The organism is Pseudomonas sp. Larv2_ips (assembly GCF_963879675.1).
In the GTDB taxonomy this organism is placed as follows: domain Bacteria; phylum Pseudomonadota; class Gammaproteobacteria; order Pseudomonadales; family Pseudomonadaceae; genus Aquipseudomonas.
Genome location: NZ_CAWOAW010000043.1, coordinates 163,263 through 186,657 on the forward strand (window position 1 = coordinate 163,263; position 23,395 = coordinate 186,657).

At 61.6% G+C, this 23,395-nt stretch carries 24 protein-coding genes and 2 riboswitches; of the genes, 10 read left to right on the top strand and 14 right to left on the bottom strand.

Annotated elements, in window-relative coordinates; translation table 11 throughout:
- Positions 1 to 1,235: 1,235 nt before the first annotated feature.
- Genes AACV02_RS30640 through AACV02_RS30650 form a run of 3 tightly spaced genes read right to left on the bottom strand, consistent with a single transcriptional unit; the run spans position 1,236 to position 3,323 of the window.
- Positions 1,236 to 1,955, bottom strand: coding sequence for an alpha/beta hydrolase (locus AACV02_RS30640; RefSeq protein ID WP_119736061.1), 720 nt, complete (start codon positions 1,953 to 1,955; stop codon positions 1,236 to 1,238).
- A 12-nt stretch (positions 1,956 to 1,967) separates the two neighbouring features.
- A complete protein-coding gene (cobF, locus tag AACV02_RS30645; protein ID WP_119736063.1) occupies positions 1,968 to 2,723 on the bottom strand; it encodes a precorrin-6A synthase (deacetylating) in 756 nt (251 codons plus the stop codon).
- Positions 2,724 to 2,768: 45 nt separating this feature from the next.
- Positions 2,769 to 3,323: a histidine phosphatase family protein gene (locus AACV02_RS30650; RefSeq protein WP_119736066.1), complete on the bottom strand. Its 555-nt coding sequence runs from the start codon at positions 3,321 to 3,323 to the stop codon at positions 2,769 to 2,771.
- Between the two features lie 71 nt (positions 3,324 to 3,394).
- Positions 3,395 to 3,474: riboswitch (adenosylcobalamin (AdoCbl) riboswitch) on the top strand.
- A gap of 46 nt (positions 3,475 to 3,520) precedes the next feature.
- Here AACV02_RS30650 and AACV02_RS30655 point away from each other — a divergent pair.
- Together AACV02_RS30655 and AACV02_RS30660 are read left to right on the top strand one after the other, a co-directional pair.
- Positions 3,521 to 3,733 carry a CbtB domain-containing protein gene (locus tag AACV02_RS30655; RefSeq protein ID WP_119736068.1) on the top strand — a complete coding sequence of 71 codons (213 nt, stop codon included), beginning with the start codon at positions 3,521 to 3,523 and terminating at the stop codon, positions 3,731 to 3,733.
- A 19-nt stretch (positions 3,734 to 3,752) separates the two neighbouring features.
- Positions 3,753 to 4,481: a CbtA family protein gene (locus tag AACV02_RS30660; protein ID WP_119736070.1), complete on the top strand. Its 729-nt coding sequence runs from the start codon at positions 3,753 to 3,755 to the stop codon at positions 4,479 to 4,481.
- On the opposite strand, the gene AACV02_RS30665 is transcribed toward AACV02_RS30660, so the two are convergent.
- Positions 4,471 to 5,031, bottom strand: coding sequence for a DUF4865 family protein (locus AACV02_RS30665; protein WP_119736072.1), 561 nt, complete (start codon positions 5,029 to 5,031; stop codon positions 4,471 to 4,473). The two genes, AACV02_RS30660 and AACV02_RS30665, sit on opposite strands and share 11 nt — an antisense overlap.
- Positions 5,032 to 5,124: 93 nt before the next feature.
- On the opposite strand from AACV02_RS30665, the gene AACV02_RS30670 reads away from it, so the two are divergent.
- Positions 5,125 to 5,991 (top strand): LysR family transcriptional regulator, encoded by an 867-nt coding sequence (locus tag AACV02_RS30670; RefSeq protein WP_106579609.1) that lies wholly within the window; start codon positions 5,125 to 5,127, stop codon positions 5,989 to 5,991.
- Positions 5,992 to 5,994: 3 nt separating this feature from the next.
- Here the strand turns inward: AACV02_RS30670 and AACV02_RS30675 are convergent, their stop codons facing one another.
- From AACV02_RS30675 to AACV02_RS30690, 4 genes are all read right to left on the bottom strand, one after another.
- Entirely contained in the window at positions 5,995 to 6,468 is a 474-nt protein-coding gene (locus AACV02_RS30675; protein ID WP_177410121.1) for a YbjN domain-containing protein, read from the bottom strand.
- A gap of 73 nt (positions 6,469 to 6,541) precedes the next feature.
- Positions 6,542 to 7,870, bottom strand: a complete 1,329-nt coding sequence (locus AACV02_RS30680; RefSeq protein ID WP_106579608.1) for an MFS transporter — start codon at positions 7,868 to 7,870, stop codon at positions 6,542 to 6,544.
- Between the two features lie 43 nt (positions 7,871 to 7,913).
- Complete coding sequence (locus AACV02_RS30685; RefSeq protein ID WP_119736074.1) at positions 7,914 to 9,449, bottom strand: class I adenylate-forming enzyme family protein; 1,536 nt, start codon at positions 9,447 to 9,449, stop codon at positions 7,914 to 7,916.
- Positions 9,450 to 9,452: 3 nt separating this feature from the next.
- A complete protein-coding gene (locus AACV02_RS30690) occupies positions 9,453 to 10,631 on the bottom strand; it encodes an acetyl-CoA acetyltransferase (protein WP_106579606.1) in 1,179 nt (392 codons plus the stop codon).
- 130 nt (positions 10,632 to 10,761) lie between these two features.
- Here AACV02_RS30690 and AACV02_RS30695 point away from each other — a divergent pair, with 130 nt between their 5' ends.
- A complete protein-coding gene (locus AACV02_RS30695; RefSeq protein ID WP_119736077.1) occupies positions 10,762 to 11,349 on the top strand; it encodes a LuxR C-terminal-related transcriptional regulator in 588 nt (195 codons plus the stop codon).
- A 91-nt stretch (positions 11,350 to 11,440) separates the two neighbouring features.
- Positions 11,441 to 12,868 (top strand): phosphatidylserine decarboxylase family protein, encoded by a 1,428-nt coding sequence (locus AACV02_RS30700; RefSeq protein WP_119736079.1) that lies wholly within the window; start codon positions 11,441 to 11,443, stop codon positions 12,866 to 12,868.
- A 29-nt stretch (positions 12,869 to 12,897) separates the two neighbouring features.
- On the opposite strand, the gene AACV02_RS30705 is transcribed toward AACV02_RS30700, so the two are convergent.
- Complete coding sequence (locus tag AACV02_RS30705) at positions 12,898 to 13,650, bottom strand: LysR substrate-binding domain-containing protein (protein WP_256680262.1); 753 nt, start codon at positions 13,648 to 13,650, stop codon at positions 12,898 to 12,900.
- Between the two features lie 136 nt (positions 13,651 to 13,786).
- Positions 13,787 to 13,954: riboswitch (yybP-ykoY riboswitch) on the top strand.
- A gap of 12 nt (positions 13,955 to 13,966) precedes the next feature.
- Here AACV02_RS30705 and mntP point away from each other — a divergent pair.
- Complete coding sequence (mntP, locus tag AACV02_RS30710) at positions 13,967 to 14,530, top strand: manganese efflux pump MntP (RefSeq protein WP_119736084.1); 564 nt, start codon at positions 13,967 to 13,969, stop codon at positions 14,528 to 14,530.
- Positions 14,531 to 14,652: 122 nt separating this feature from the next.
- Here the strand turns inward: mntP and AACV02_RS30715 are convergent, their stop codons facing one another.
- A complete protein-coding gene (locus AACV02_RS30715) occupies positions 14,653 to 15,720 on the bottom strand; it encodes an NAD(P)-dependent alcohol dehydrogenase (protein ID WP_119736086.1) in 1,068 nt (355 codons plus the stop codon).
- A 147-nt stretch (positions 15,721 to 15,867) separates the two neighbouring features.
- Here AACV02_RS30715 and AACV02_RS30720 point away from each other — a divergent pair, with 147 nt between their 5' ends.
- The gene (locus AACV02_RS30720) at positions 15,868 to 16,686 is read left to right on the top strand and encodes an alpha/beta fold hydrolase (protein WP_119736088.1); all 819 of its coding nucleotides are present in this window, start codon (positions 15,868 to 15,870) and stop codon (positions 16,684 to 16,686) included.
- A 144-nt stretch (positions 16,687 to 16,830) separates the two neighbouring features.
- A complete protein-coding gene (locus AACV02_RS30725) occupies positions 16,831 to 17,829 on the top strand; it encodes an NAD(P)H-quinone oxidoreductase (RefSeq protein ID WP_106579596.1) in 999 nt (332 codons plus the stop codon).
- 161 nt (positions 17,830 to 17,990) lie between these two features.
- On the opposite strand, the gene AACV02_RS30730 is transcribed toward AACV02_RS30725, so the two are convergent.
- The 3 genes from AACV02_RS30730 to AACV02_RS30740 all read right to left on the bottom strand — a co-directional run bounded on the left by AACV02_RS30730 (position 17,991) and on the right by AACV02_RS30740 (position 20,506).
- On the bottom strand, positions 17,991 to 19,112 hold the full coding sequence (locus AACV02_RS30730) for an alkene reductase (RefSeq protein ID WP_119736091.1): 1,122 nt from the start codon (positions 19,110 to 19,112) through the stop codon (positions 17,991 to 17,993).
- Between the two features lie 78 nt (positions 19,113 to 19,190).
- The gene (locus AACV02_RS30735) at positions 19,191 to 19,868 is read right to left on the bottom strand and encodes a type 1 glutamine amidotransferase domain-containing protein (protein WP_119736093.1); all 678 of its coding nucleotides are present in this window, start codon (positions 19,866 to 19,868) and stop codon (positions 19,191 to 19,193) included.
- Positions 19,865 to 20,506 (bottom strand): TetR/AcrR family transcriptional regulator, encoded by a 642-nt coding sequence (locus AACV02_RS30740; protein WP_119736095.1) that lies wholly within the window; start codon positions 20,504 to 20,506, stop codon positions 19,865 to 19,867. The genes AACV02_RS30735 and AACV02_RS30740 overlap by 4 nt, the downstream gene beginning before the upstream one ends.
- 174 nt (positions 20,507 to 20,680) lie before the next feature.
- On the opposite strand from AACV02_RS30740, the gene AACV02_RS30745 reads away from it, so the two are divergent.
- Complete coding sequence (locus tag AACV02_RS30745; protein ID WP_119736097.1) at positions 20,681 to 21,622, top strand: GlxA family transcriptional regulator; 942 nt, start codon at positions 20,681 to 20,683, stop codon at positions 21,620 to 21,622.
- 194 nt (positions 21,623 to 21,816) lie between these two features.
- On the opposite strand, the gene AACV02_RS30750 is transcribed toward AACV02_RS30745, so the two are convergent.
- Entirely contained in the window at positions 21,817 to 22,323 is a 507-nt protein-coding gene (locus tag AACV02_RS30750; RefSeq protein ID WP_119736118.1) for a GNAT family N-acetyltransferase, read from the bottom strand.
- A gap of 189 nt (positions 22,324 to 22,512) precedes the next feature.
- Here AACV02_RS30750 and AACV02_RS30755 point away from each other — a divergent pair, with 189 nt between their 5' ends.
- Positions 22,513 to 23,385, top strand: a complete 873-nt coding sequence (locus AACV02_RS30755; protein ID WP_119736099.1) for an undecaprenyl-diphosphate phosphatase — start codon at positions 22,513 to 22,515, stop codon at positions 23,383 to 23,385.
- Positions 23,386 to 23,395 lie beyond the last annotated feature (10 nt).

Consider the following 23,395-nt stretch of genomic DNA (forward strand, 5'->3'; position numbering starts at 1 on the left):
AGGTGTACCCGGTCAAATGTGGGAGCTGGCTTGCCTGCGATGGCATCAACTGGGTGTGCCTGATACACCGAGGTGCCTGCATCGCAGGCAAGCCAGCTCCCACAAAAAAGCCAAGCACTGCGCTACTGGCAGTTGAACTCGGTCAATTTGTGGGAGCGGGCTTGCTCGCGAAGGCGGTGTGCCAGTGATACATGAGCTGACTGAAACACCGCATTCGCGAGCAAGCCCGCTCCCACAGTTGGATCTTGGTGCACCCAATCAAGGGTGTACCCGGTCAAATGTGGGAGCTGGCTTGCCTGCAATGGCATCACCTGGGTATGTCTTATGTACCGAGGCGCTCGCATCGCAGGCAAGCCCGCTCCCACAGAAAAGCCAAGCAGTGCGGTGCTTGCAGCTGAACTCGGTCAACTTGTGGGAGCGGGCTTGCTCGCGAAGGCGGTGTGCCAGTGATACCTGAGCTGACTGAAACACCGCATTCGCGAGCAAGCCCGCTCCCACAGTTGGATCTTTGTGCACCTTGGTCGAGGGTGTACCCGGTCAAATTTAGGAGCTGGCTTGCCTGCAATGGCATCACCTGGGTATGCCTGATGCACCGAGGCGCCCGCATCGCGGGCAAGCCCGCTCCCACAGAAAAGCCAAGCAGTGCGGTGCTGGCGGCTGAACTCGGTCAACTTGTGGGAGCGGGCTTGCTCGCGAAGGCGGTATGCCAGTGATACATGAGGTGACTGAACCACCGCATTCGCGAGCAAGCCCGCTCCCACAGTTGGATTGGTGCACCTTGGTCGAGGGTGTACCCGGTCAAATGTGGGAGCTGGCTTGCCTGCGATAGCAACCACTGGGTATGCCTTATGCACCAAGGCGCCCGCATCGCGGGCAAGCCCGCTCCCACAGAAAAGCAAAGCAGTGCGGTGCTGGCGGCTGAACTCGGTCAACTTGTGGGAGCGGGCTTGCTCGCGAAGGCGGTGTGCCAGTGATACATGAGGTGACTGAAACACCGCATTCGCGAGCAAGCCCGCTCCCACAGTTGGATCTTGGTGCACCCAATCAAGGGTATACCCGGTCAAATGTGGGAGCTGGCTTGCCTGCGATGGCGTCACTTGGGTATGCCTGATGCACCGAGGCGCCTGCATCGCGAGCAAGCCTGCTCGCACAGAAAGGCCATTAGCGCAGCGACCAGCAGGCACTCAAAGCTAGCAAACGAATAATGACTATCGCAGCAGCCCTCACCCGCGGGTTCACTTCAGGCTTTTCTCCAGCCAGGCTTTAAGGTCCTGCACTTCGGTCTCACTGACGGTGTGCGGCATGCCCGGATACCCGTGAAACTCCGGCGTCAATCCAAGGCCCACGAGTACATCATTGGCCTGCGTCGCCGAGGCATACGGCAGCGCCTGGTCGAGAGTGCCGTGACCGATAAAGATCGCCAATTTTCCCAAGGATTCGCTGGGCTTGAGTTCAGCCTTGAGCACCGGCAATACACTGCCACTCAAGGCCGCGATGCCGCGCACCAACGCGGGCTTTCGCAAGCCCACCTCGTACGACATGATCGCGCCCTGGCTGAACCCCACCAGAAACACCCGATCGCTGTGCGTGTGGTATTTGGCTGTGGCCTTGCCCACAAAGTCTTCGATCAGCGCGGCACTGCGTTGCAGGTCGGCGGTTTCGCCATTGTAGTCGCCGTCACCCGGCGTCTTGGTAAACCAGCGATAACCCTGGGGGTCCACGGGCATCGGCGCACGTGCCGACAGGTAGGTCCAGGTGGACGGCAGCGCGTCCTTGATGCCAAACAGGTCTTCCTCGTTGCTGCCAAAACCGTGCAGGAAAATCACCAACGGCTGATTGCGCGCATCGCTCTGGGTCTGTTCCAGATAAGACAGGGGCAAATCGGTGTGCAGCGTGGCGTCGGCGTGGGCGGCACTGGCCATCAGGGTCAGTGCCAGGGCAAACAGTTTGAGCATGGGAAAGTGACCTCAGGGTTTGCGCAACAAGTAAGTGTCCATGATCCAGCCATTTTCCAGACGCGCCGCCTTGCGCACCTGTTGGATTTGCTCAGCCACTTCACTGACCTTGCCGCTGATGAGGATTTCGTCCGGCGTGCCCAGGTAGGCGCCCCAGTAGATATCCATATCCTGATCGGCCACGCTGCGGTAGGAATCTTCGGCGTCGAGCATGACCACCAAAGTGTCCGCATCACTCGCCTGCCCCGCCGCCAACCGGCGCCCGGTGGTGATCTCGATGGAGCGACCGATGCGGTTCAGCGCCACCTTGTGCTGGGCGGCCAGGGCTTGCACGCTGGTGATGCCGGGGATCACTTCGAACTCGAAGACGCTGCGGCCACTGGCCAGGATCGCCTGCAGGATGCGGATGGTGCTGTCGTACAGCGCAGGGTCGCCCCAGGCCAGGAACGCGCCCACTTCACCGTCAGCCATCTGCTCGTTGATCATGTACTCGAAGGTCTGCTGCTTGTCGCGATTCAGGTCCTGCACGGCGGTGGTGTAGTCGATATCGCCGCGCACGCGCTCGGGGCAGTCGGCCTCGACGAAACGGTAGCCTGGCTCAGTGATGTAGGTTTCGCAGATCTCGCGGCGCAGGTCGATCAGCTTGTCTTTGCTTTGGCCCTTGTCCATCAGAAAAAACACGTCAGTGCGGTTCAGCGCTTTGACGGCTTGCATCGTGATGTAGTCAGGGTTGCCGGCGCCAATGCCGATGATCAGGATGCGTTTCATGGGTTGCTCTCATTGCGGGGCGTGGATTTTGCCATGTTCACGCGCTCAGGCGTGAGTTTCCAGACGCAGGCGCCACACGTTGTTAAAGCGCAGTTCAGTGGCGGACAGCGGTTCGACGTCAATCAGGTAGAACATCGAGACAGGGAACTGCAACACGTACAGCATCGCGGCGCGAATCACAAACGGGTGGGTGATGGCCACTACGTGCCCGGGCTGGGTTTCGAGACTTTTCATCCAGTCAGCGACTCGCACGCAAATCTGCTCCACCGACTCACCGCCGTGAGGCGCGCTGGCGCTGTTGGTCATCCAGTCACTCAATGCATGGCTGTCGAGCTGGGCGATGGCCTGGCCTTTCCAGGTGCCAAAATCACCGTCGCGCAACGCGTCTTCGACCTGCGCGTTGTCGCCGAACAAGCCCGCGGTTTGTCGGGTTCGGGCCTCGGGCCCACACACCAGTCGCGAGCGTTTCTTGAAACGCCCCGCCAGGGACAACGCCGCGGGCTGCCACTGCATCGCCACCGATTCGTCATCGGGAAACCGTCCCTGTTTTTGCAACGGCGTGGCGGCATGGCATATCAAGGTCAAGCGGGTGGCCTGCATCACAATTCACTCTGTTTCGACGCGCAGTCGGCGTAGACTGGCAAAGTTGTTTCAACATGTTACAACGAACATGAAAGAGGAAGCCGGTTCGAATCCGGCGCGGTCGCGCCACTGTATTCGGCCTTTTAGCCGTAAGCCAGACCCTGTTTCAGCCCAATCGCAATCCATTTCGGGACGCGTCATCCCTGGAGGTTTTCATGGCTAACACTGCTGCAACGAACCCTGATGTGTATGGACCCACCCTGCCCTTGGGCGAAATTCTGCCTTGGGCGATCTTCGGTGGCCTGTTGTTGCTGCTGGCGCTCTATTTTGTCGGCGCCGAGCAAGGCGCCACCGCTGTGTTCAAAGGCATGTATGTGCATGAATTTGTGCACGACGGCCGCCACCTGCTGGGTTTCCCCTGCCATTAATCGATAAGAGAGACACGACATGACAGGGCATTTACTCCTACGCGGGATGCTGGTGGGCTTGCTCGCCGGCGTGCTGGCTTTCGGCTTCGCCAAGGCCTTTGGTGAACCGCAGATCGACAAGGCCATCGCTTTTGAAGACCACATGGCACAGATGCACGGCGATGCGCCGGAAGAGGAACTGGTGAGCCGCGAGGTGCAAAGCACCTTCGGCCTGTTCACCGGCGTGGTGGTGTACAGCGTGTCACTGGGCGGCCTCTTCGCCCTGGTGTTCGCTTACGCCCTGGGCCGCATCGGCAAGGTCGGCCCGCGTGGCCTGGCGGCGCTGCTGGCACTGGCGGCATGTGTGGCAATTACCGTGGTGCCAGGGCTCAAGTACCCGGCCAACCCGCCATCGGTGGGCGACCCCGAAACCATCGCGCAGCGCACCAAGCTGTTCTTCCTCATGCTGCTGGTGTCAGTGGCGGCCGCGGTGATTGCGATCAACGCCGCACGCAAGCTGATTGCCCGCCGTGGCATCTGGGCCGGGGCGATTCTGGGTGCGGCGTTGTACATCGTGATTGTGTCGGTGGCCGGCAGCCTGTTCCCGGTGATCAACGAAGTGCCGGAGGCGTTTTCGGCCGTGCTGCTGTGGAAGTTCCGCGTAGCGTCGCTGGGTATCCAACTGGTGCTGTGGACCACCCTCGGCCTGGTGTTTGGCGCGGTGGCCGAGCGCAAGCTCAGCCAGCCAAAAACGCGCTTCAACCCTTGAACTGACTCCCGGGGCGGGCCAGGTACAACACCTCATAGCCCGTTCCGGGATGCGCCGCATCCAGCGCCTTGCCCGACAAGGTGATGCGCACCAGCCGCCACGCCTGCACATCCAGCGCCAGGCATACCGCGAACGTGTCGCGGCTGTCGGCCACCTGCTGATTGCGCCGTTTCTCCTCGGCGACGATCCCGGCCCAATCCGCCCCCGGCACCAGCGGCCACTCCTCTCGGTACAGGCTCAACGCGTGCTGCGCGGGCCCACGCTGCACATCCAGCGGCAACCAGCTTTCGATGTGCGGACGGCCAAAGCTGTCGAGCACCTTTTGAAAACGCTCGCCCAGTAGAAAGTCGGCGGCCTGCAACGGGTCGGCCCACAGGTACACCGACGCATACACATTGCCCGGCGCCTGCCCACGCGTCTGCGCGATAAACGCCTTGAACAGCAGCCCTTGCGCGTCATCCCACAACGGCCCCAGTTGCGCGGCGCGCCGGCGTATCACGTCCATGTCGTAGTCGGCAGGCAGGCGGTGTGAATACTGTTTGGCAAACATGGCAAAGCTCCTGTGCAAGATGTGGACTGAGCTTGCGCACTGGCGATGATTTCAACAAGATATGGCCGAATATAAGTGCGATAAGGATTGGATATGACTGACGCGCTCAAACCCCTGGACATCGACACCGTACACGCCTTCGTGCTGGTGGCTGATTTTGCCAGCTTCACCCGCGCCGCCGAGGCGCTCGACACCTCCCAGGCCGCCATCAGCCTGAAGCTCAAGCGCCTGGAAGAACGCCTCGGTTATCGCCTGTTGCTACGCACGCCTCGCCATGTGCAACTGTCGCCCCAGGGCGAGCAGTTCATCGTGGCCGCGCGTGCCCTGCTCAATGCCCATGAGCGGGCACTGGCGGACCTGGGCACCCACGCGCCACGGCGTTTGGTGATCGGCATCAGCGACCACGTGGCCGGGCCGGACTTGCCCACCTGGCTCAGCCGCCTCGCGGCCTACGACCCGCTGGTGATTCTCGAGGTGCGCATCGCCTCGTCCCGCGACCTGGTGGCTGCGTTTGATCGCAATGAACTGGACGCGGTGATCGTGCGCAACGAAGGCGATCGCCAGGACGGCGAAGTGCTGGCGGTCGAACGCTTTGGCTGGTTCGCCGCGCCCCACTGGCAACACAGCCCCGGCACACCGCTGCGCATGGCGACCATGGCCGCGCCCTGTGGTGTTCGGCACCTGGCGGTCAGAGCATTGGATGCAGCGCGGATCGACTGGACCGAAGTGTTTGTGGGCGGTGGTGTGATGGCGGTAGGCGCGGCCGTGAGCGCCGGATTGGGGGTCGCCGCCCTCGCCCCCCGCGTGGCCCCGGCCGGGGCGGTGGACGTGAGCGAGCAATACGGCCTGCCCGCATTACCCGTCAGTGAAGTGCTGCTGTACAGCCGGATCAGTGATGCACGCTCGCGCGAAACGTTGCGCGCGTTGAGCGCAACGTTTCGCGGCGTGCTGCAGCGCTGAGTGTCAGGCGACGGGCGCTTCTTCGCTGGCCACAGCGGTGGCGGCCTGGGCCTGCAACTGCGCCGCCTGCTGGCTGTAGTCACGCAGGTAGACGATGAATTCCTGCAGCAGGCGATCCCACAGTTCCAGCTGGCTGCGCAGGTGCGTGGTGCCCACACCGGCCACCACCACATCCATTTCCATCAGCAGGAACTCACCCTGCACCGACAACCGCGCAAAACGGCGCGATGCGTTCCATACCTGGGCCAGGCCTTCGGGCAATTCGCCTTGCACGCGCAGGGCGCAGCTGTAGGTGAAGTCGACGTAACTGCCCTGCTCCGCCGCCGGGTTGCCGAAGCGCACGGCAAAGCCGATACCCTGGCTCGCGCTGAGCAATTGCACGATGCCGTTCTGTTCGGTCTGGTTGACGCGATAGCCGGCTTCCTGCAGCAATTCAGTCAGGCTTTTCGGGGTAACGCTGTTGATCAGTTCACTCATGGTCAGGTCTTCCTTGAAGATCAATGATAGGCGCCTGAAACAGCGTAGCCGGGTTTTCGAAAACCGCAGTCGATCAGGCGGCGGTGGCCAGCACGGCCCCCGCCGGCGCCACCAACGGGCTGCCACTGGCGACGAAATCTTCCTTGCGCAGCACCACCAGAGCGATCAACGACACCACACCGGTTGCCACATAGAAATACCAGGGTGAGGTGATGTCGCCCGTCACCTTGATCAGCCAGGTGGAGATCAGCGGCGCGCTGCCGCCAAACACCGCGACCGGCACGTTGTACGCCACGGCAATCCCGGTGGAGCGGATGCGCGTGGGCAGCAGCTCGCTCATCAGCGCATAGGTCGAGGAGGCATACAGCCCGAACAGGATCGCCACCGCCATCAATGGCGCGAAGAACGATGCAGCAGTGGCGGTCGGCGCCGACTTGAACAGCCAGAACATCGCCAGCGTAGCCAGGGTGCCGATCACCATCAGAAACGGCTTACGTCCGTATTTATCGGTGAACGCACCGCCAAACGGCATCACGAACGCGGCCGAGAAACTCGCGACGAACACATAGAGCAGCGTGGTGCCGCTGTCGAACTTGAGGATCTTGGCCATGTAGGTCGAGGCGAAGGTCAGCACCAGGTAAAAGATCGAGCTGTGCAAGGTGATGATGAAGAACACCAGGGCAATCGCGCGCTTCCACTGCCAGACTTCGCGCAACGGTGCACGGGAAGTCTGCCCGGCGCGCTGCAAGGCGAGAAACTCCGGGCTGTCTTCCAGCTTGAGGCGGATGTACATGGAGATAAAACCCAACGGTGCGGCGATCAGGAACGGCACGCGCCAGGCCCATTCCTGCATCACCTCGGCGCCCAGGATCCAGGTCATGCCATTGGCTACGGCGCCGCCCAGCAACAGGCCGAGCACGGCGGTGACCATTAGCCAGCAGGTGGCAAAGCCGCGTCGGCCGGGGCCGGCGTATTCGGAGATAAAGCTGGTCACTGTGCCGATCTCGCCGCCCGCCGAAAAACCCTGCACGCAGCGCACCAGAATCAGCAGCACCGGCGCAGCAATGCCCAGCGTGGCGTACGTGGGCAACAGGCCGAGCATGACGGTGGAACCGGTCATCATCACCAGCGCCATGATCAGGGTTTTGCGGCGCCCGATCTTGTCCGCCAGCGGACCGAAGAACAGCCCGCCCAGTGGCCGGATGAAAAAGCTCAGGGCAAACGCTGCGAAGCTGGCCAGCAAGCTGGTGGTCGGGTCATCGGAGACGAAAAATGCCTGGCCGATGTACACGGCGAGAAAGCCGTAGACGCCGTAGTCGTACCACTCGATCAAGTGACCGGAAGTGGCACCGAGAAACGCACGGCGCCGCTTGCGGACCGTGTCTTGCGCTTGATTGCCCATCGAAGGGACTCCTTGTCTGATGTTCTGTCCATGAAAAACGGGTCTAGGGAAGCGCGGCGATACTCGCTGCTTTCAGCCACTGCCGCAAGTCAGTCTTGAGGATTTTGCCGTAACTGTTCTTTGGCAATTCGCCGGGAAACAGGTACTTCCTGGGTTTCTTGAACGAGGCCATGCGCTGTAAAAACCATGCCGTCAGCTCGGCTTCATCGAGGGGCTGGCCGCTGCGCGTCACCACAAACGCCACCACCGATTCGCCCCATTGCGCATCCGGCTCCCCCACGACGCACACCTCGAACACCTCAGGATGTTGCGCCAACACTTCCTCGACTTCACGCGGGTACACGTTACTGCCACCGCTGATGATCACGTCCTTGGAACGGTCCGTGAGGGTGAGGTAACCCGCCGCGTCGAGAAAGCCGACGTCACCGGTCATCAGCCAGCCCTCGACCAGGGTTTGGCGCGATGCCTCGGGGTTGCGCCAGTAGCCTTGCATCACCGTGGCACCGCGCACGGCGATTTCGCCGCGCTCGCCCGTCGGCACCGGCTGGTGCTGTGCGTCGAGAATGCGGATTTCAACGCACGATTGCGCGTGGCCGACGGAGGCAGCCAACGTGGCCCAGTCTGCGCGTTGGCGGTCGGCGATCAGCGCGCGAGGCAGCACGCTGATGGTCATCGGGCTCTCGCCCTGGCCGTAGATCTGCACCAGCCGCGGGCCAAAGGTGTCGACGGCCTCACACAGATCGGCCACGTACATCGGGCCGCCGCCGTAAACGATGGTCTTGATGCCTTCGCCGCGATAGCCCTGGCGCCGCGCCTGTTCGACCATGCGCTTGACCATCGTCGGCGCTGCAAACAGTGAGACGTTGCCCAGCTCGGCCGCCAGGCCAAACAGCTCGGCGGCGTCGAAACCGTGGGAGGCCGGCACCACATGCCGCGCGCCGCAGCGCACATGAATGAAGTTGTAGAGCCCGGCGCCGTGGGACATTGGCGCGGCATACAGCACCGCGTCATCGGCGCTGACCGGATCCACGTCAGTGGGGTAACACAACGACATCGCCATGAGGTTGCCATGGGACAGCATCACCCCCTTGGAGCGCCCGGTGGTGCCGGAGGTGTAAAACAGCCATGCGAGGTCCTGGTCCTGGCGTGGCTCGGGCTGTGCCAGGGATGGCCAGCCACGTGTCGGCGGCAGTGTGTGGCCGTCCAGTTCCTTACAGGGCGGGGGCAAGTCCCGCGACGCCGAAAATACTCGGCCGCCGTCGGTAAAGATCAGGCGCGCCTGGGCGTTATCGGCGATCCAGGCCGCCTCAGCCGGGTGCAATTTGGCGTTGATCGGCACAACCACTGCGCCCAGCCACCAGATGGCGTAGAGCACTTCCAGGTAATCGCAGCTGTTCTTCATCAGCACGGCGACCGCATCACCGGCCGTCACGCCGTGCTGGTCTACCAAGTGCGCGGCGCGCTGGCGAACATGCGCAGCAAAGGTGGCGTAGTCGGCCACTTGCCGCGTGCCTTCGAACAATGCCGGTCGCTGCGGGTCGCGGCGCTGGGTGTCGTGCAACCAGTTGGCAATGTTCATGGGTCAGTACCGGCGCGCGTGCAGGACCGAGGCGTAGTTGGCCACTGCCATGCCGCCCATGTTGAACACCAGGCCAAACTCCGGGTTGGGCACCGCCAGGCCAATCGGTTCGCCGGTCAATTGGCGGAACGCCAAGGCGTGCATCGACACGCCGGTGGCCCCCACCGGATGCCCCTTGGCCTTGAGCCCACCCGAAAGATTCACCGGCAGCCGCCCGCCGGCGCGCACCACGCCACTGTCGAGCACGCGATGGCCCTCGCCCTTGGGCGCCAGGCCCATGGCTTCGTAGATCAGCAGTTCGGCGATGGTGAAGCAGTCGTGCACCTCGGCGAAACTCAGGTCGGCCAGGGTGATATTCGCCCCGCGCAGCGCCGAGTGGATGGCCCGTTGCGGGCCTTCAAACGCCAGGATGTCGCGCTGGGCAATGGGCAAGCAGTCGTTGACCTGGGTCATCGCGCGAATCTGCACATCCCGACGAAACGCGCGCGCCCGCTTGGGTGAGGCCAGGATGATCGCGGCGGCGCCGTCGCTGATCAACGAGCAATCGGTCAGGCGCAGTGACTCGGCCACAAAGGGGTTGCTCTTGGACACGTTGTTGCAGTGTTCAAAATCCATTACCCGGTGCATTTGCGCCAACGGGTTGGCCATGGCATTGGTGTGGTTCTTGGTGGCGATGGCGGCCATCGAGCCCAGCGGGCAGTGGTAGCGTTCGGTGTATTGGCGCGCCGCACGGCCGAACAGCTGCGGGAAACTCAAGCCGGCTTCGGCCGGATCATTCTGATAACCGGCGCCGGCCAGGGCCTGGGTAACCTCGGCGGTGGACGTGTGGGTCATCTTCTCGGCGCCGACCACCAGCACCAGGTCGGCGCTGCCGGAGAGGATCGCATTGACCCCGGCCTGGATCGCCGCCGACCCAGAGGCGCAGGCGTTTTCACAGCGCGTGGCCGGTTTGAAGCGCAGGCCCGGGTCGGCCTGCAACAGCAAGGAGCTGGCAAACCCGTCAGGCACCAACCCCGAGTTGAAGTGACCCAGGAACAACGCATCGATTTGTGACGCATCAATGGCCGCGTCGGCCAGGGCTTCGCGGGTAACCTGCACGATCAGGTCTTCAAGGGTGGTGCCTTCCAGGCGACCAAAACGCGAATGACCGGCGGCAACAATGGAGACGCAATCAGCTGGCATAATCAATTTTCTTCTATTTTTGATGCGGACATTTACCTACAATGACGCACCGCTGAGCGCTCGCCAATTCGTGTAACTACTTACATGGATAAGTAGGCCCGGTGAGAAAAGCAACGAGGCAGGATGCCCAATGAACGCGTTTACCCAGCAACTTCAAGATATCGAACGCCTGGCGTTCCAGCTCTCCCCGGCCCCGCAACTGGTCACGCGCAACCGCGTGATGGTCGATTGCAATGAGGCCTTCCTGCAGTTGTTCGGCTATTCGCGCGACGAATTGGTCAACCAACTGACCCTGCTGATCTACCCGTCCCAGGCCGATTATCACGCCATCGGCAAGCGTAGCCACGACTGGCTGCTGGAGAGCGAGAACGGCTTCTACTCCGATGAACGCTTCATGCAGCACAAAAGCGGCGAGGTGTTCTGGGCCAAGTCCCACGGCTACACCCTCACGCCCAGAGACCCGTTCAAGCTGATGATCTGGCACTTCGAGCGCCTGGACCGCACGCACCAAGGCACCGGCGACCTGACGCCACGTGAGCGGGAAATCGCCATGCACATCGTCAACGGCCTTAAATCCAAGGAAATCGCCCAGCGCCTGGCGATCTCTCACCGTACGGTGGAAGTGCACAGGGCACGGCTGATGAAGAAACTCGAGGTGAAAAACATCGTGGAGCTGGTGTCGAAAATGATTTTCGTCGGCGGGCGCGCCTGGTTATAGCCAACCATTACAAACCCCGGTCCCGCGCTAGCTACGCTGAGAATGCTCAAAAGGAGCTTTCCCACGCAGTTACGTTTAAAGGACTAATGATATGGCGCACTCCGACCGTTCTTCGCCCGCCACCCAACCTCGCAAGACTCCGCCACCCGTCGAGGGCAGCGGTTCAAACCTGCTCACCCTGGACAACGCCGGCCCCGTGCAAATGGGCTTCTGGGTGCCCAACCGCGTGTGGGCCACCGCCAACTTCCTGGTGCCACTGCGCGACTACATCGACGCCATGAAAAAGGCTGGCACCCTCGCGCCGATGCAGCCGCAATTGGTGGAATTCAAACACTGGGTGACCACCCACAGCGTGTACCGCATGTGGGTCATGTCGCTGATCGAGCAGTCCAACGCGTTCGTGCTGACCCTGCCGCCGCACACTCGCGACCAGATCAAGACCCAGGACGGCGACGTCGTGTGGATCAAGGACTACGACAGTTTTTTCGAGATCCTCAACGAAATTGTCACCACCTCGTCCTCGTTCAACGACACCGCCCAGGTCGGCACGCCCATGAATGCCTTCCTGGCGATTTCCATGGCCACCGAAGCCGGCGTTGCGCTGTTCCATGACACCACCTTCAATGAGCAATTCAAGAACGTGCTCAACACCTGGAACGCCTACCTCAAAAGCCCGCAATCCCTGGACAAACTCGACATCAACAACCCGGAAAAACCCGGCTCGTGGATCTCCAAGGCCGCCTGGGCAGCCGGTGTATGGGACCAGATGGAATGCGACCCGAAAAAGCCCGGCTACGGCTACGATTCCTGGAACGCGTTTTTCATCCGCACGTTCGTGCCCGGCGCCCGACCGTTCCAGGGCGACGCGCAAACGCAGGTCGATATCGGCTGCGAAACCACGCCGTGGGCATACCAGAACAACATCGCCTTCGAAAGCGACTTCTGGATCAAGGACGTCAACTACTCACTGCTGGACTTGTTCGCCGGCCAACGTGACTGGGCCAGGCACTTTGAAGGTGGGCAGCTGTATCAGGGTTTCCTTTCCGCCACCCACTACCACCGCTGGAACGCGCCGCTGGACGGCACGCTGCTGCGTTCGTGGGTGCAACCTGGCACCTACTTCGCCCAACGCCCGGCGCAGAAAGAAGGCCCGGGCACGTGGGAAGGCACCGAGTCGCAGCCCTACCTGGGCCATGTGGCTGCGCGCGCCATTTTCATCTTCGAACACCCCACCTGCGGGTACGTGGCGCTGATCTGCATTGGCATGGTTGAAGTGTCGACCTGCATCATCGAACCGGGGTTTATCGTCGACGAAGGCAGCACGCCGGTGAAGATCACACGCGGCACCGAAATCGGTCACTTCGAGTTCGGCGGCTCGACTCACATGATGGTGTTCCAGCGTGACCGCGTACGCCTTGAAGAGTGGGCGGTAAATGCCGTGCTGCACCGTCAGTCGCCCAAACCGACGCCCATGGGCAGCGTGATTGCAACGGCACTCGACACCCAAAAACCCAAGTGATCCAAGGGGCAGCGGCGGCCGGTTCGCAATCAGCTGGCCGCCGACCAGCCCTGTTGCTGCTCAAACGCTTCGAACAATTCCAGAATCGTCTCTTTGACTTTCTGCACGGCATTGCTGTGCACCGCCGTATCCGGCCAGCACAACGACAGTTCGCGGCTGAACAAGCGGTGATCGATGCTCGCCAGCTTGAGCGACTGTTGCGCCAACTCCACGTGCGCCGCCGCCCACGGCAGGATGGTTACCCCAAGCCGCGCCTGTACCGCCGAGAACAATAGATCAGTGGAATTGGCCTCAAACTCCACGGCGAATGGCAGCCCCGCTTCCTGCATGGCGGACTCTACGCGGCTGCGAATGGTGTTGGGCGCGCAGGGCAACACCAACGGCATCTGCGCGAGGCTCTGCAGGCTCACCGACGTCTGCGGCAATTCAAATTCCGGCCATGCCACCAGGTACAGGGTTTCACTGAATAACCGCTGGGACACCACGCCGCGTGTCGGCACGCCATCAACTTCGACCGCCAGCGCCACGCGCCCCACGGTGATCAGGCCTGCGAGGTCGGCGCTTGGCGCGTCGATCAGCTCCAGCTTGATCCCCGGATAACGGCTGCGAATCGTGCGTGCCAGCGGCATCGCGAGCATCCGCGCGGTGCTCGAGGGCATGCCCACCGAGACCTTGCCCTGCGGGTACTCGGCGTCCTGGCGCAACAGTTCATGGGTGGCATCGGCCTGGCGCAACAGGTCGACGGCGTGTCGGTACAAGGTCTGGCCGCCCGTGCAAGCCATGGAGCACATCGCCGAACTGCGCCGCCAGGCGTGCGCCAGTGCTGATTTCGGTGAAGGGCTGGCGGCGTTCGCCGAGCGCCGTCCACCGGTATTTGAAGGGCGTTGACGCAATTTTCATATTGGGCTGTCTATGATGCGCCCCTTCGTTGGGGAGTAACCGGCTTCTGACCCGCTCAGAAGCGTTCGTATCAACATATTCGGCAACCTGCCGTGGTACGAACACCGTTGAGGTTGGTGAGACCAGCGACACATCCATGCCTAAAGTCGGGCGTGTGGTTGTGTCGTTGACTCATACAGCCCGACTGGAAGCCTCACCGTGAACCCTATTTCTCTGATTCTTCTCGCCCTGGCCATGTCCACGGACGCCTTTGCGGCGGCCATCGGCAAAGGCTCCAGCCTGCACAAACCGCGTCTGGTCGAAGCACTGCGCGCCGGCCTGATCTTTGGTGTGATCGAAGCCATTACGCCGATGATCGGCTGGGCCATCGGCCATGCGGCCACGCGTTGGGTGCAGGACTGGGATCACTGGATCGCCTTTACCCTGCTGGTCGCGCTGGGCTTGCACATGATCTATAACGGGCTCAAGGCGGACGATGAGGAGGCGCAAAAGCCTACCCAGCATTCCTTCATGATCCTGGCCATCACCGCCTTTGCGACCAGCATTGATGCGATGGCCGTCGGTGTGGGCCTGGCCTTCATTGATGTGAATATTCTGGTGGCGTCGGCAGCCATTGGCCTGGCGACCATGACCATGGTAACCATCGGCATGATGCTCGGGCGGGTGCTGGGCACGGTGGTGGGCAAGCGCGCCGAAATGGTCGGCGGCGTGGTGTTGATGCTGGTGGGTGCGACGATTCTCTACGAGCATTTATCGGCTTAACGGCTCGCACTGAACAAATGTGGGAGCGGGCTTGCCGCGAAGGCGGCGAATCAGTCGATGCATTTTTTGACTGACCCTGCGCCTTCGCGAGCGAGCCCGCTCCCACAGCAGGTCTGCAGCGTTTAAGCCGCGTGACTTTCCTTCTTCAAGCTCTCCATATCAATCACAAAGCGATACTTCACGTCGCCCTTGAGCATCCGCTCGTACGCCTCGTTGATGCCCTGGATGTCGATCATCTCGATGTCCGAGACAATCTTGTGCTTGGCGCAGAAGTCCAGCATGTCCTGGGTTTCCTGGATACCGCCAATCAACGAACCGGCCAGGCTGCGGCGTTTGAAGATCAGGTTGAACACCGTCGGCGACGGATGCGGGCTGTCAGGTGCGCCGACCAGCGTCATGGTGCCATCGCGCTTGAGCAGGTTGAGGAACGCATCGAGGTCGTGCGGCGCGGCAACGGTGTTGAGGATGAAGTCCAGGCTGTTGACGACCTTGGCCATCTCGTCCGGGTCCTTCGACACCACCACTTGGTCGGCACCCAGGCGCAGGCCGTCTTCGCGCTTGTTCGGCGAGGTGGTGAACAGCGTGACATGCGCGCCCATGGCATGCGCGATCTTCACTGCCATATGCCCTAGCCCGCCGAGGCCGACCACCCCGACTTTTTTGCCGGGCCCCACCTTCCAGTGGTGCAGCGGCGAGTAAGTGGTGATGCCGGCGCACAGCAGCGGCGCCACGGCCGCCAGGTTCGCATCATCGTGGGAGATGCGCAGCACGAACTTCTCCTTGACCACGATATTGTCCGAGTAGCCGCCAAAGGTATTTTCGCCGCCGAACACCGGGCCGTTGTAGGTGCCGGTAAACCCGTTCTCGCAGTATTGCTCCTCGCCCTCGGCGCAGGATGCGCAGTGCTGGCAGCTGTCGACCATACAACCGACACCGGCCAGGTCACCGACCTTGAATTTTTTCACGTTGGCACCGACTGCCGTGACGCGGCCGACGATTTCGTGGCCGGGCACCGACGGGTACAAGGTGTTGTGCCATTCGTTACGCACGGTGTGCAGGTCGGAGTGGCACACGCCGCAATAGAGAATATCGATCTGAACGTCGTCCGCCCCCGGCGCGCGACGCTCGAAGGTAAAAGGCTTGAGTGCATCCTTGGAATCCCGAGCGGCGTAGCTGTAAGTCTTGGCCATTTGGTTCACCTGTTGAACTGACGGTAGAGGTCAGTGGACCAACGCAGACGCGCAAGCGTTCAACCGAGCACATCCGTACAAGCCCCTGGGCCGGTTTAACGCGATAGTGAGACTGAGCTTTTGCCCCCTGACCCCAAGGAGTTTTCCATGAGCACATTCGTTGCCAAAGACGGTACCCAGATCTATTTCAAGGACTGGGGCAGCGGTAAGCCCGTGCTGTTCAGCCACGGCTGGCCACTGGATGCCGACATGTGGGAATACCAGATGGAATACCTGAGCAGCCGTGGCTTTCGCACCATCGCCTTCGACCGCCGGGGTTTTGGCCGCTCGGACCAACCGTGGACCGGTAACGACTACGACACCTTCGCCGACGATATCGCCCAACTGATCGAACACCTGGACCTTAAAGACGTGACCCTGGTGGGCTTCTCGATGGGCGGCGGCGATGTGGCGCGCTACATCGCTCGCCACGGCAACTCGCGTTTGGCCGGCCTCGTGCTGCTGGGCGCCGTCACGCCGATCTTCGGCCAAAAACCGGATTACCCGCAGGGCGTGCCTACCGCAGTGTTCGATGGCATCAAGGCCGGGCTGCTGAAGGATCGCGCGCAATTTATCAGCGACTTCAATGTCTCGTTCTATGGCATCAACAAGGGCCAGCAAGTCTCCCAGGGCGTGCTGACGCAGACCTTGCAGGTCGCGCTGCTGGCGTCGCTTAAATCGACCGTGGATTGTGTCACCGTGTTCTCCGAGACCGATTTCCGCCCGGACATGGCCAAGATCGAGGTGCCAACCCTGGTGATCCACGGTGACGGCGACCAGATCGTGCCGTTCGAAACCACCGGCAAAGTCGCGGCCGAGATGATCAAGGGCGCGCAACTGAAGGTGTACAAGGATGCGCCGCACGGTTTTGCCGCCACCCACACCCAGCAGTTGAACGAAGACTTGTTGGCGTTCCTCAATCGCTGAAGCGAATGAATCACCCTCTCCTTATTTTGCCGGGCTTGCCCGGCTTTTTTTTCGACCGGCGCTGACCCTCGGTATGATGCGGCTGAACCGGCGACTGCCCGACGCGGTCCCAACCCATACGCTCATCGCTGCAGGTAATCGCACATGTCACTGCCAAAAGAAATGACCCTGATCGAAATCACCGCCCCTGGCGGCCCCGAGGTCCTGCAACCACGCCGGGCCGATGTGCCGGTGGCAGGTCCCGGTGAAATCCTGATTCGCGTGCACGCAGCCGGCGTCAACCGCCCGGATGCGTTGCAACGCGCCGGCAAGTACCCGATGAAGCCCGGCATGAGCCCCATTCCAGGTTTGGAAGTGGCCGGCGAAGTGGTTGCATTGGGCGAAGGTGTCAGCGAGTACGCGCTGGGTGACAAGGTGTGTGCCCTGACCAACGGCGGTGGGTATGCACAATTTTGTGCAGTGCCTGCCAGCCAGGCCTTGCCGATTCCGGATGGCATGGACTGGATTCAAGCCGCCGCCGTGCCGGAAACCTTTTTCACCGTCTGGGCCAACCTGTTTGGCCTGGGTGACGCTCATACCGGCCAGCGCGTGCTGATCCACGGCGGCACCAGCGGCATCGGCACCACCGCTTTGATGCTGTGCCGCGAATACGGTATCCAGGCGTTCGCCACCGCCGGCAGCGCCGATAAATGTGCGGCGATCGCCAAGCTGGGCGCCGAGCCGATCAACTACCGCGAGCAGGACTTCGCCGAGGTCATCGCGCAGAAGACCGACAACAAGGGCGTGAATGTGATCCTCGACATCATGGGCGCCTCGTACCTGAACAATAATCTCAAGTCCCTGGCCATGGACGGGCACCTGGTGATGCTGGGCTTCCTCGGCGGCGGCAAGGCCAATGACGTCGACCTGCTGACCATCCTCGGCAAGCGCGCAGTCATCACCGGCTCCTTGCTGCGCGCACGTACCAAGGACGAAAAGGCTGCCATTGCCGAACAACTGCGCGAATACGTGTGGCCGGTGCTGTCCGCCGGACGCTGCCTGCCGATGATCGACAAGGTGTACGAATACACCGACGCCGCCCAGGCCCATGCGCGGATGGAAGGCGGCGATCACATTGGCAAGATCGTGTTGCGCGTGGAATGACGCTCATCTGCCCTGCTGAAGATCAACGGTGGCAGCTGTAGAGCCAGCAAGGCTGCGATGGCGGCGGCAGGGTCACCCTGTTGTTGCCTGCCCCGCCGCCTTCGCCGCCGTGCTACTGCTCGACGGCCCCGACAACGCAGCTGTGCCGGGGCATCGAATGGTTACTCGGCGAACGCCGGGTAATCGGTGTAGCCCTGTTCCGAGCCGCCGTACATGCCCTGCGCCCGCAGCGGGTTCAGCGGCCAGCCGTTGAACAGTCGCTGCGGCAGGTCCGGGTTGGCAATGAACGGACGGCCGAAGGCAATCAAGTCTGCCAGCCCCGCCTCCACCAGTGCTGCCCCGCGCTCAGCGGTATAGCGACCGGCGTAGATGATGCGCCCGCTGAACGTGCTGCGCACCGCCTGACGGAAAGTCTCGGGCAGGTCGGGAGCGTTGTCCCAGTCAGCCTCGGCGATAGACACATAGGCAATGCCCGATGCCTCGAGCACCTTGATCGCTTCAATGTAGGTGTGATGCGGATCTTCCTCGACCAGGCCGATGTACACGCGGTCCTGGTCCGTGCCGCTGAACAGCGGAGAAAAACGCACACCCAGGCGTTGCGGGCCGACCACGGCGGTCACGGCTTCGACGATCTCGCGCAGAAAGCGCAGGCGATTGTGCAGCGAACCACCGTATTCATCGTCACGCTGGTTGGCGTGGGCGGAGATGAACTGGTTGACCAGGTAACCATTCGCGGCGTGGATTTCCACCCCGTCAAAACCGGCGTCCAACGCATTACGCGCCGCCTGTGCGTAGTGCCCTACCAACTCTTCAATTTCCAGCCTGCTCAAGGCACGCGGCACGGGCGGCTGCATCAGCTCGCCGACGCCAGGCCCGGTTTCGATAAAGGCTTTCGCCTGTTCCGCCGCAATGGCCGACGGCGCGACCGGTGCGGCGCCCTCCGGTTGCAGCGCATTATGGGACACACGCCCCACATGCCACAGCTGGGCGAAGATCACGCCGCCTTCGGCATGCACGGCGTCGGTGACTTTGCGCCAGCCGTCGATTTGCGCCGGACTGTAGATACCCGGCGTCCAGGCGTAACCCTGGCCGCGCGGTTCGATCTGCGTGCCTTCGCTGACCATGAAACCGGCCGTGGCGCGCTGGCGGTAATACTCGGCCATCAGGTCGGTGGCGATATCGCCGGGTTGCGCGCTGCGTTGACGCGTCAGAGGCGGCAAGACAACACGGTTATTGAGCGTGTGATGCCCCAGTTTTACCGGGGTATTTAAATGATGAGTCATGTGAAACTTCCAAATTCAGGGCGAGCAAAAGCATTGGCGGCTCCAAGGAGCCGCCAATCAATAACGCGGGTGATTAATTCAGGCGGTGAGTTTGAGCAGGGCCTTGGCCACGGCACTGGAACTGGCAGGATTCTGCCCGGTCACCAGCAAGCCGTCTTCGAGCACAAAAGACTGCCAGTCAGCGCCCTTTTCATAGTGGCCGCCGAGCGCCTTGAAATCATCTTCAATCAGGAACGGCACCACATCGGTGAGGCCAACCGCAGCTTCTTCAGCATTGGAGAAGCCGGTAACGCGACGGCCCTTGACCAGCGGCTCGCCATTCACGGCCTTGACATGACGCAGAGCGCCCGGTGCATGGCAGACAAAACCGATCGGCTTGCCGGCACGCTCAAAGGCCTCGATCAGTGCGATCGACGTTTGCGATTCGGCCAAGTCCCACAACGGGCCATGGCCGCCTGGGTAGAACACGGTATCGAAGTCGTCGGCGTTGACCGTTTCCAGCTTGACGGTGTTGGCCAGGGCCTGTTGGGCTGCCGGGTCGCCAGCGAAACGACGGGTTTGCTCGGTCTGTGCATCCGGCTGATCGCTGACCGGGTCCAGCGGTGGTTGGCCGCCAGCCGGGGATGCCAGGACCAGTTCGGCACCCGCGTCTTTGAAGGTGTAATAGGGCGCCGCAAATTCTTCGAGCCAGAAGCCGGTTTTACGACCGGTATTGCCAAGCTGGTCGTGAGAGGTCAGTACCATTAATACTTTCATTTTCCAGTGCCTCGATCGATGGTTTCAGTAGGTGTATGCATCAGCAGTTCAGGGCAACCCAATAACTGTCGGGTCAGCAGCAGCGCCTCGTCAAAAGGCGCGGATGTTCGGGTGATCTTGCTCATGACGCTGGTCCCCAACCACAGCGCATACAAGCGCCGAGCCAGGCTGTCGGGGTGTTGCCGAACCGCCAGCGAGCCGTCCTGGATGCCGTGCTGCAAGGCCTCGGCCAGCAAGGCGATGGTGCGAGTGGTGCCGCGCTGCAGGGACAAACGCATTGGCTCTGAAAGGTCTGACACCTCGGCACCGAGTTTGACGGCAAGGCATTTGCCCGCGTCGGTGCAGCCGGTCTGGTTGTCGATCCAGGTGTGCCAATAGCGCATCAACCTGGCGGCCCAGGACAGTCCGGGTTGCTGGAACAGTTGCTCCATGCCTTTGAGGTATTGGTCGAAATAGGTATCGAGCAAGACCACGCCAAATGCATCTTTGGAATGGAAGTAGTGATAAAACGAACCTTTGGGTACATCGGCGGCTTGAAGTATTTCGTTCAACCCCACCGCAGAAAATCCTTTGCGGCTCACAATCAATTGCGCCGTATCCAGAATGGTCTGCCTTGTACTGTTAGTCGCGTTAGTCATTAGTTATCCCGTCCCGATTAGACCAGTCGTCTAGTTCGTTGAGGGGATGTTAGGCGTCGAGAAAAACTTCAACAATGTCATATCCGCAAGGATTTCGGACATGGCACAAAGTCGGTTGCCGTTTGCCTGGCACCCGCCGACAATCCCCTCTCCCGCGCCCTTTGGAGAATGACGATGCACAGCGTTGCGCTGATGGTTTACCCGAATTTCCAGTCCCTGAGCCTCAGCCTGGGTTCGGTGTTCGAGTGCGCGAACCTGCTGCGCGGTGAGCCGGCTTATGAGTTTCATCTGGTCTCGGAGAGCGGCGGCGCCGTCATGACCTCCCAGGGCTTTTCGGTGAATACCAGCCCGATTCGGCCACAGGGTTATGACACGCTGATCGTCAGCGGCTACCTGGAATTTCGCCTGCCCGAGGCCAACCTGCTGGAATTGGTCAAAGCCGCCTCTGCGCAGTCGCGGCGCGTGGCCTCGCTGTGCATGGGCATTTTTGTGCTGGCCGAAGCCGGTTTGCTCGAAGGCAAGCGCACCACCACCCACTGGATCCACGCGCCGGCGTTTCGCAAGCGCTACCCGGATATTCAGCTCGAAGAAGACAAACTGTTCGTGGTTGACGGCCAGGTCTGGACCGGCGCCGGCATGAGCGCCGGAGTCGACCTGGCGTTGGCCATGGTGGAAGCCGACCTGGGCAGCGACCTCGCCCGGCGTATCGCCCGCAAGCTGGTGATTGCCCAGCGCCGCGGCAGTGAGCAATCGCAATTGTCGGCGTTGCTGGAACTGGACCCCAAATCCGACCGCGTGCAACTGGCCCTGGCCTACGCGCGCGAAAACCTGACCCATGACCTGTCGGTGGAATCCTTGGCCGAGGTGGCCCGGCTGAGCCCACGTCAATTCAGCCGAGTATTCCGCGAAGAAACCGGCCAAACGCCGGCCAAGGCCATCGAGTCGCTGCGGGTGGAAGCTGCCCGGGCGATGATGGAAACCAGCCGTCACCCGGTCGAAGTGGTGGCCCGCGAAACCGGCTTCGGTGACCGCGAGCGCATGCGCCAGGCGTTTCTGCGCGCATTCGGGCAGCCGCCGCAAGCGATGCAGCAAGTGTTGTTCAACGCGGGTGCCTAGCGGCACTGACCAAGGCTTGGCTTTTAGGTTGTTTACCCGTATCCCGGTCAGGGCTGGTCACCGTGCCCTTCGGATATTCAGGCAAAACGCACTGCGAATAGAGCAGATGCGACGCCCCTGGGCGTGTGCCATTCAGGGCGAAACCGGCCGACGAGTTCAAGTGCGGCCGTGCCCGGCCAAGTTCAACATCGTGTTTAATGCAGCGCGGCCCGCGTAATCAAATAACTGACCAACTGCGGGTCGTCATCCAGCTCAAGCATCTGCACCGGGCGCGGCAGGTCATCGAGCACCGCGCGCCAGAACGCCTGCGACACTTCATCCTGATCGTAGAACCGCACCAGCCAATTGGCCTCGCCACTGCGCAGCACTTGGGTGGCGATAGCGCGGCCAATGCCCTTGCGGCGGTAGCGCTTGAGGATGAACAGGTCGGCCAGTTCCAGCGCGTCGATGCCCGGCAGCTCACTGCCTTCGATCAGCAGGAAACCGGCGATGTAGCCATCCACCAGCAGCAGGTTGGCGCTCCATTGCGGGTCGTGCCAGTAGCGGGTCAGGTGTTCGTCATGGATGTAGAAACGGCCATCCGACTCCACATCTTCCTGCTCCCAGTCTGACGACTCATAGGCATAGTACTGGTAAAGATTACGGATCAGCTCAGACGCATCGGGGCCGGTCTGGATCAATTCGACGGTGGTTTCAGGCATTGGGCTCTCGGTGAAAATACGCAAGGCCCCATTGTTCACAAAAGTGATACACACGCCAATACATTGCATAACCTTTCTGTTTGCTGAACCGATTGCGAATTTGCTTTTCCGCGTCCAATATCCTGAAACATTTAGAATAAACTTCGCCCACTGATTCTTCAAAAGCCCCTTTTTTCAAGGACACGTATTTTGACAAACGTCTGTTCCGCCGGCCTGGATGTGGGCTTTGCCTCCCTGGACTACCTGCAGATCTTCATCCTGGGCGTAATCCAGGGCATTACCGAGCTGTTGCCGGTGTCGTCCACGGCCCACATGCGAGTGGTGCCCGCCCTGCTCGGCTGGCAAGACCCGGGCTCGGCGTTTTCCGCGGCCATGCAGTTGGCGGCGCTGGCGGCGGTGGTCAGTTATTTCTGGCGCGACGTGCGCCAGGTGACCACCGGCAGCATCAGTGCAGTGCGCCGCGGCGACTACAACGACCGGTGGTTCAAACTGGCCGTGGCGATTGTGTTGGCCACTATCCCGATTGGGATTGCCGGCCTGGCGCTGTCTTCGACCTTGAATACCTGCAACTCGCCGCTACGCGGCCTGATGGTGATCGGGATTGCCTGCGTGGTGATGGCGATATTGCTGGCAGTGGCCGAAGTGCGCGCGCGCCACACCCGTGAGATGAGCGAAATGCGTCTGCGCGATGCGCTGATTGTCGGTATCGCGCAGATTGGCGCGCTGATTCCTGGGGTGTCGCGCTCCGGTTCGACACTCACCGCCGCGCTGTTCCTGAACTTCAAGCGTGAAGAAGCTGCGCGCTTTTCCTTCCTGCTGGGCCTGCCGGCCATCGCCCTCGCCGGTTTGAAAGAACTGTGGGTGCTGCTGCACGCCGACATGCCCGCCCACGCCTGGTCGCACTTGATCTTTGGGCTGGTGGTCGCCAGCGTCTCGGCATTCTTTGCCATCTGGGGCCTGATGAAGTTCCTGGAGCGGTTCTCCACCTGGCCGTTCGTGATCTACCGCGCGCTGCTGGGGATTTTCCTGATCGTGGCGGTCAGCACCGGCTTCTTGAGTTAAACCGTGCCGA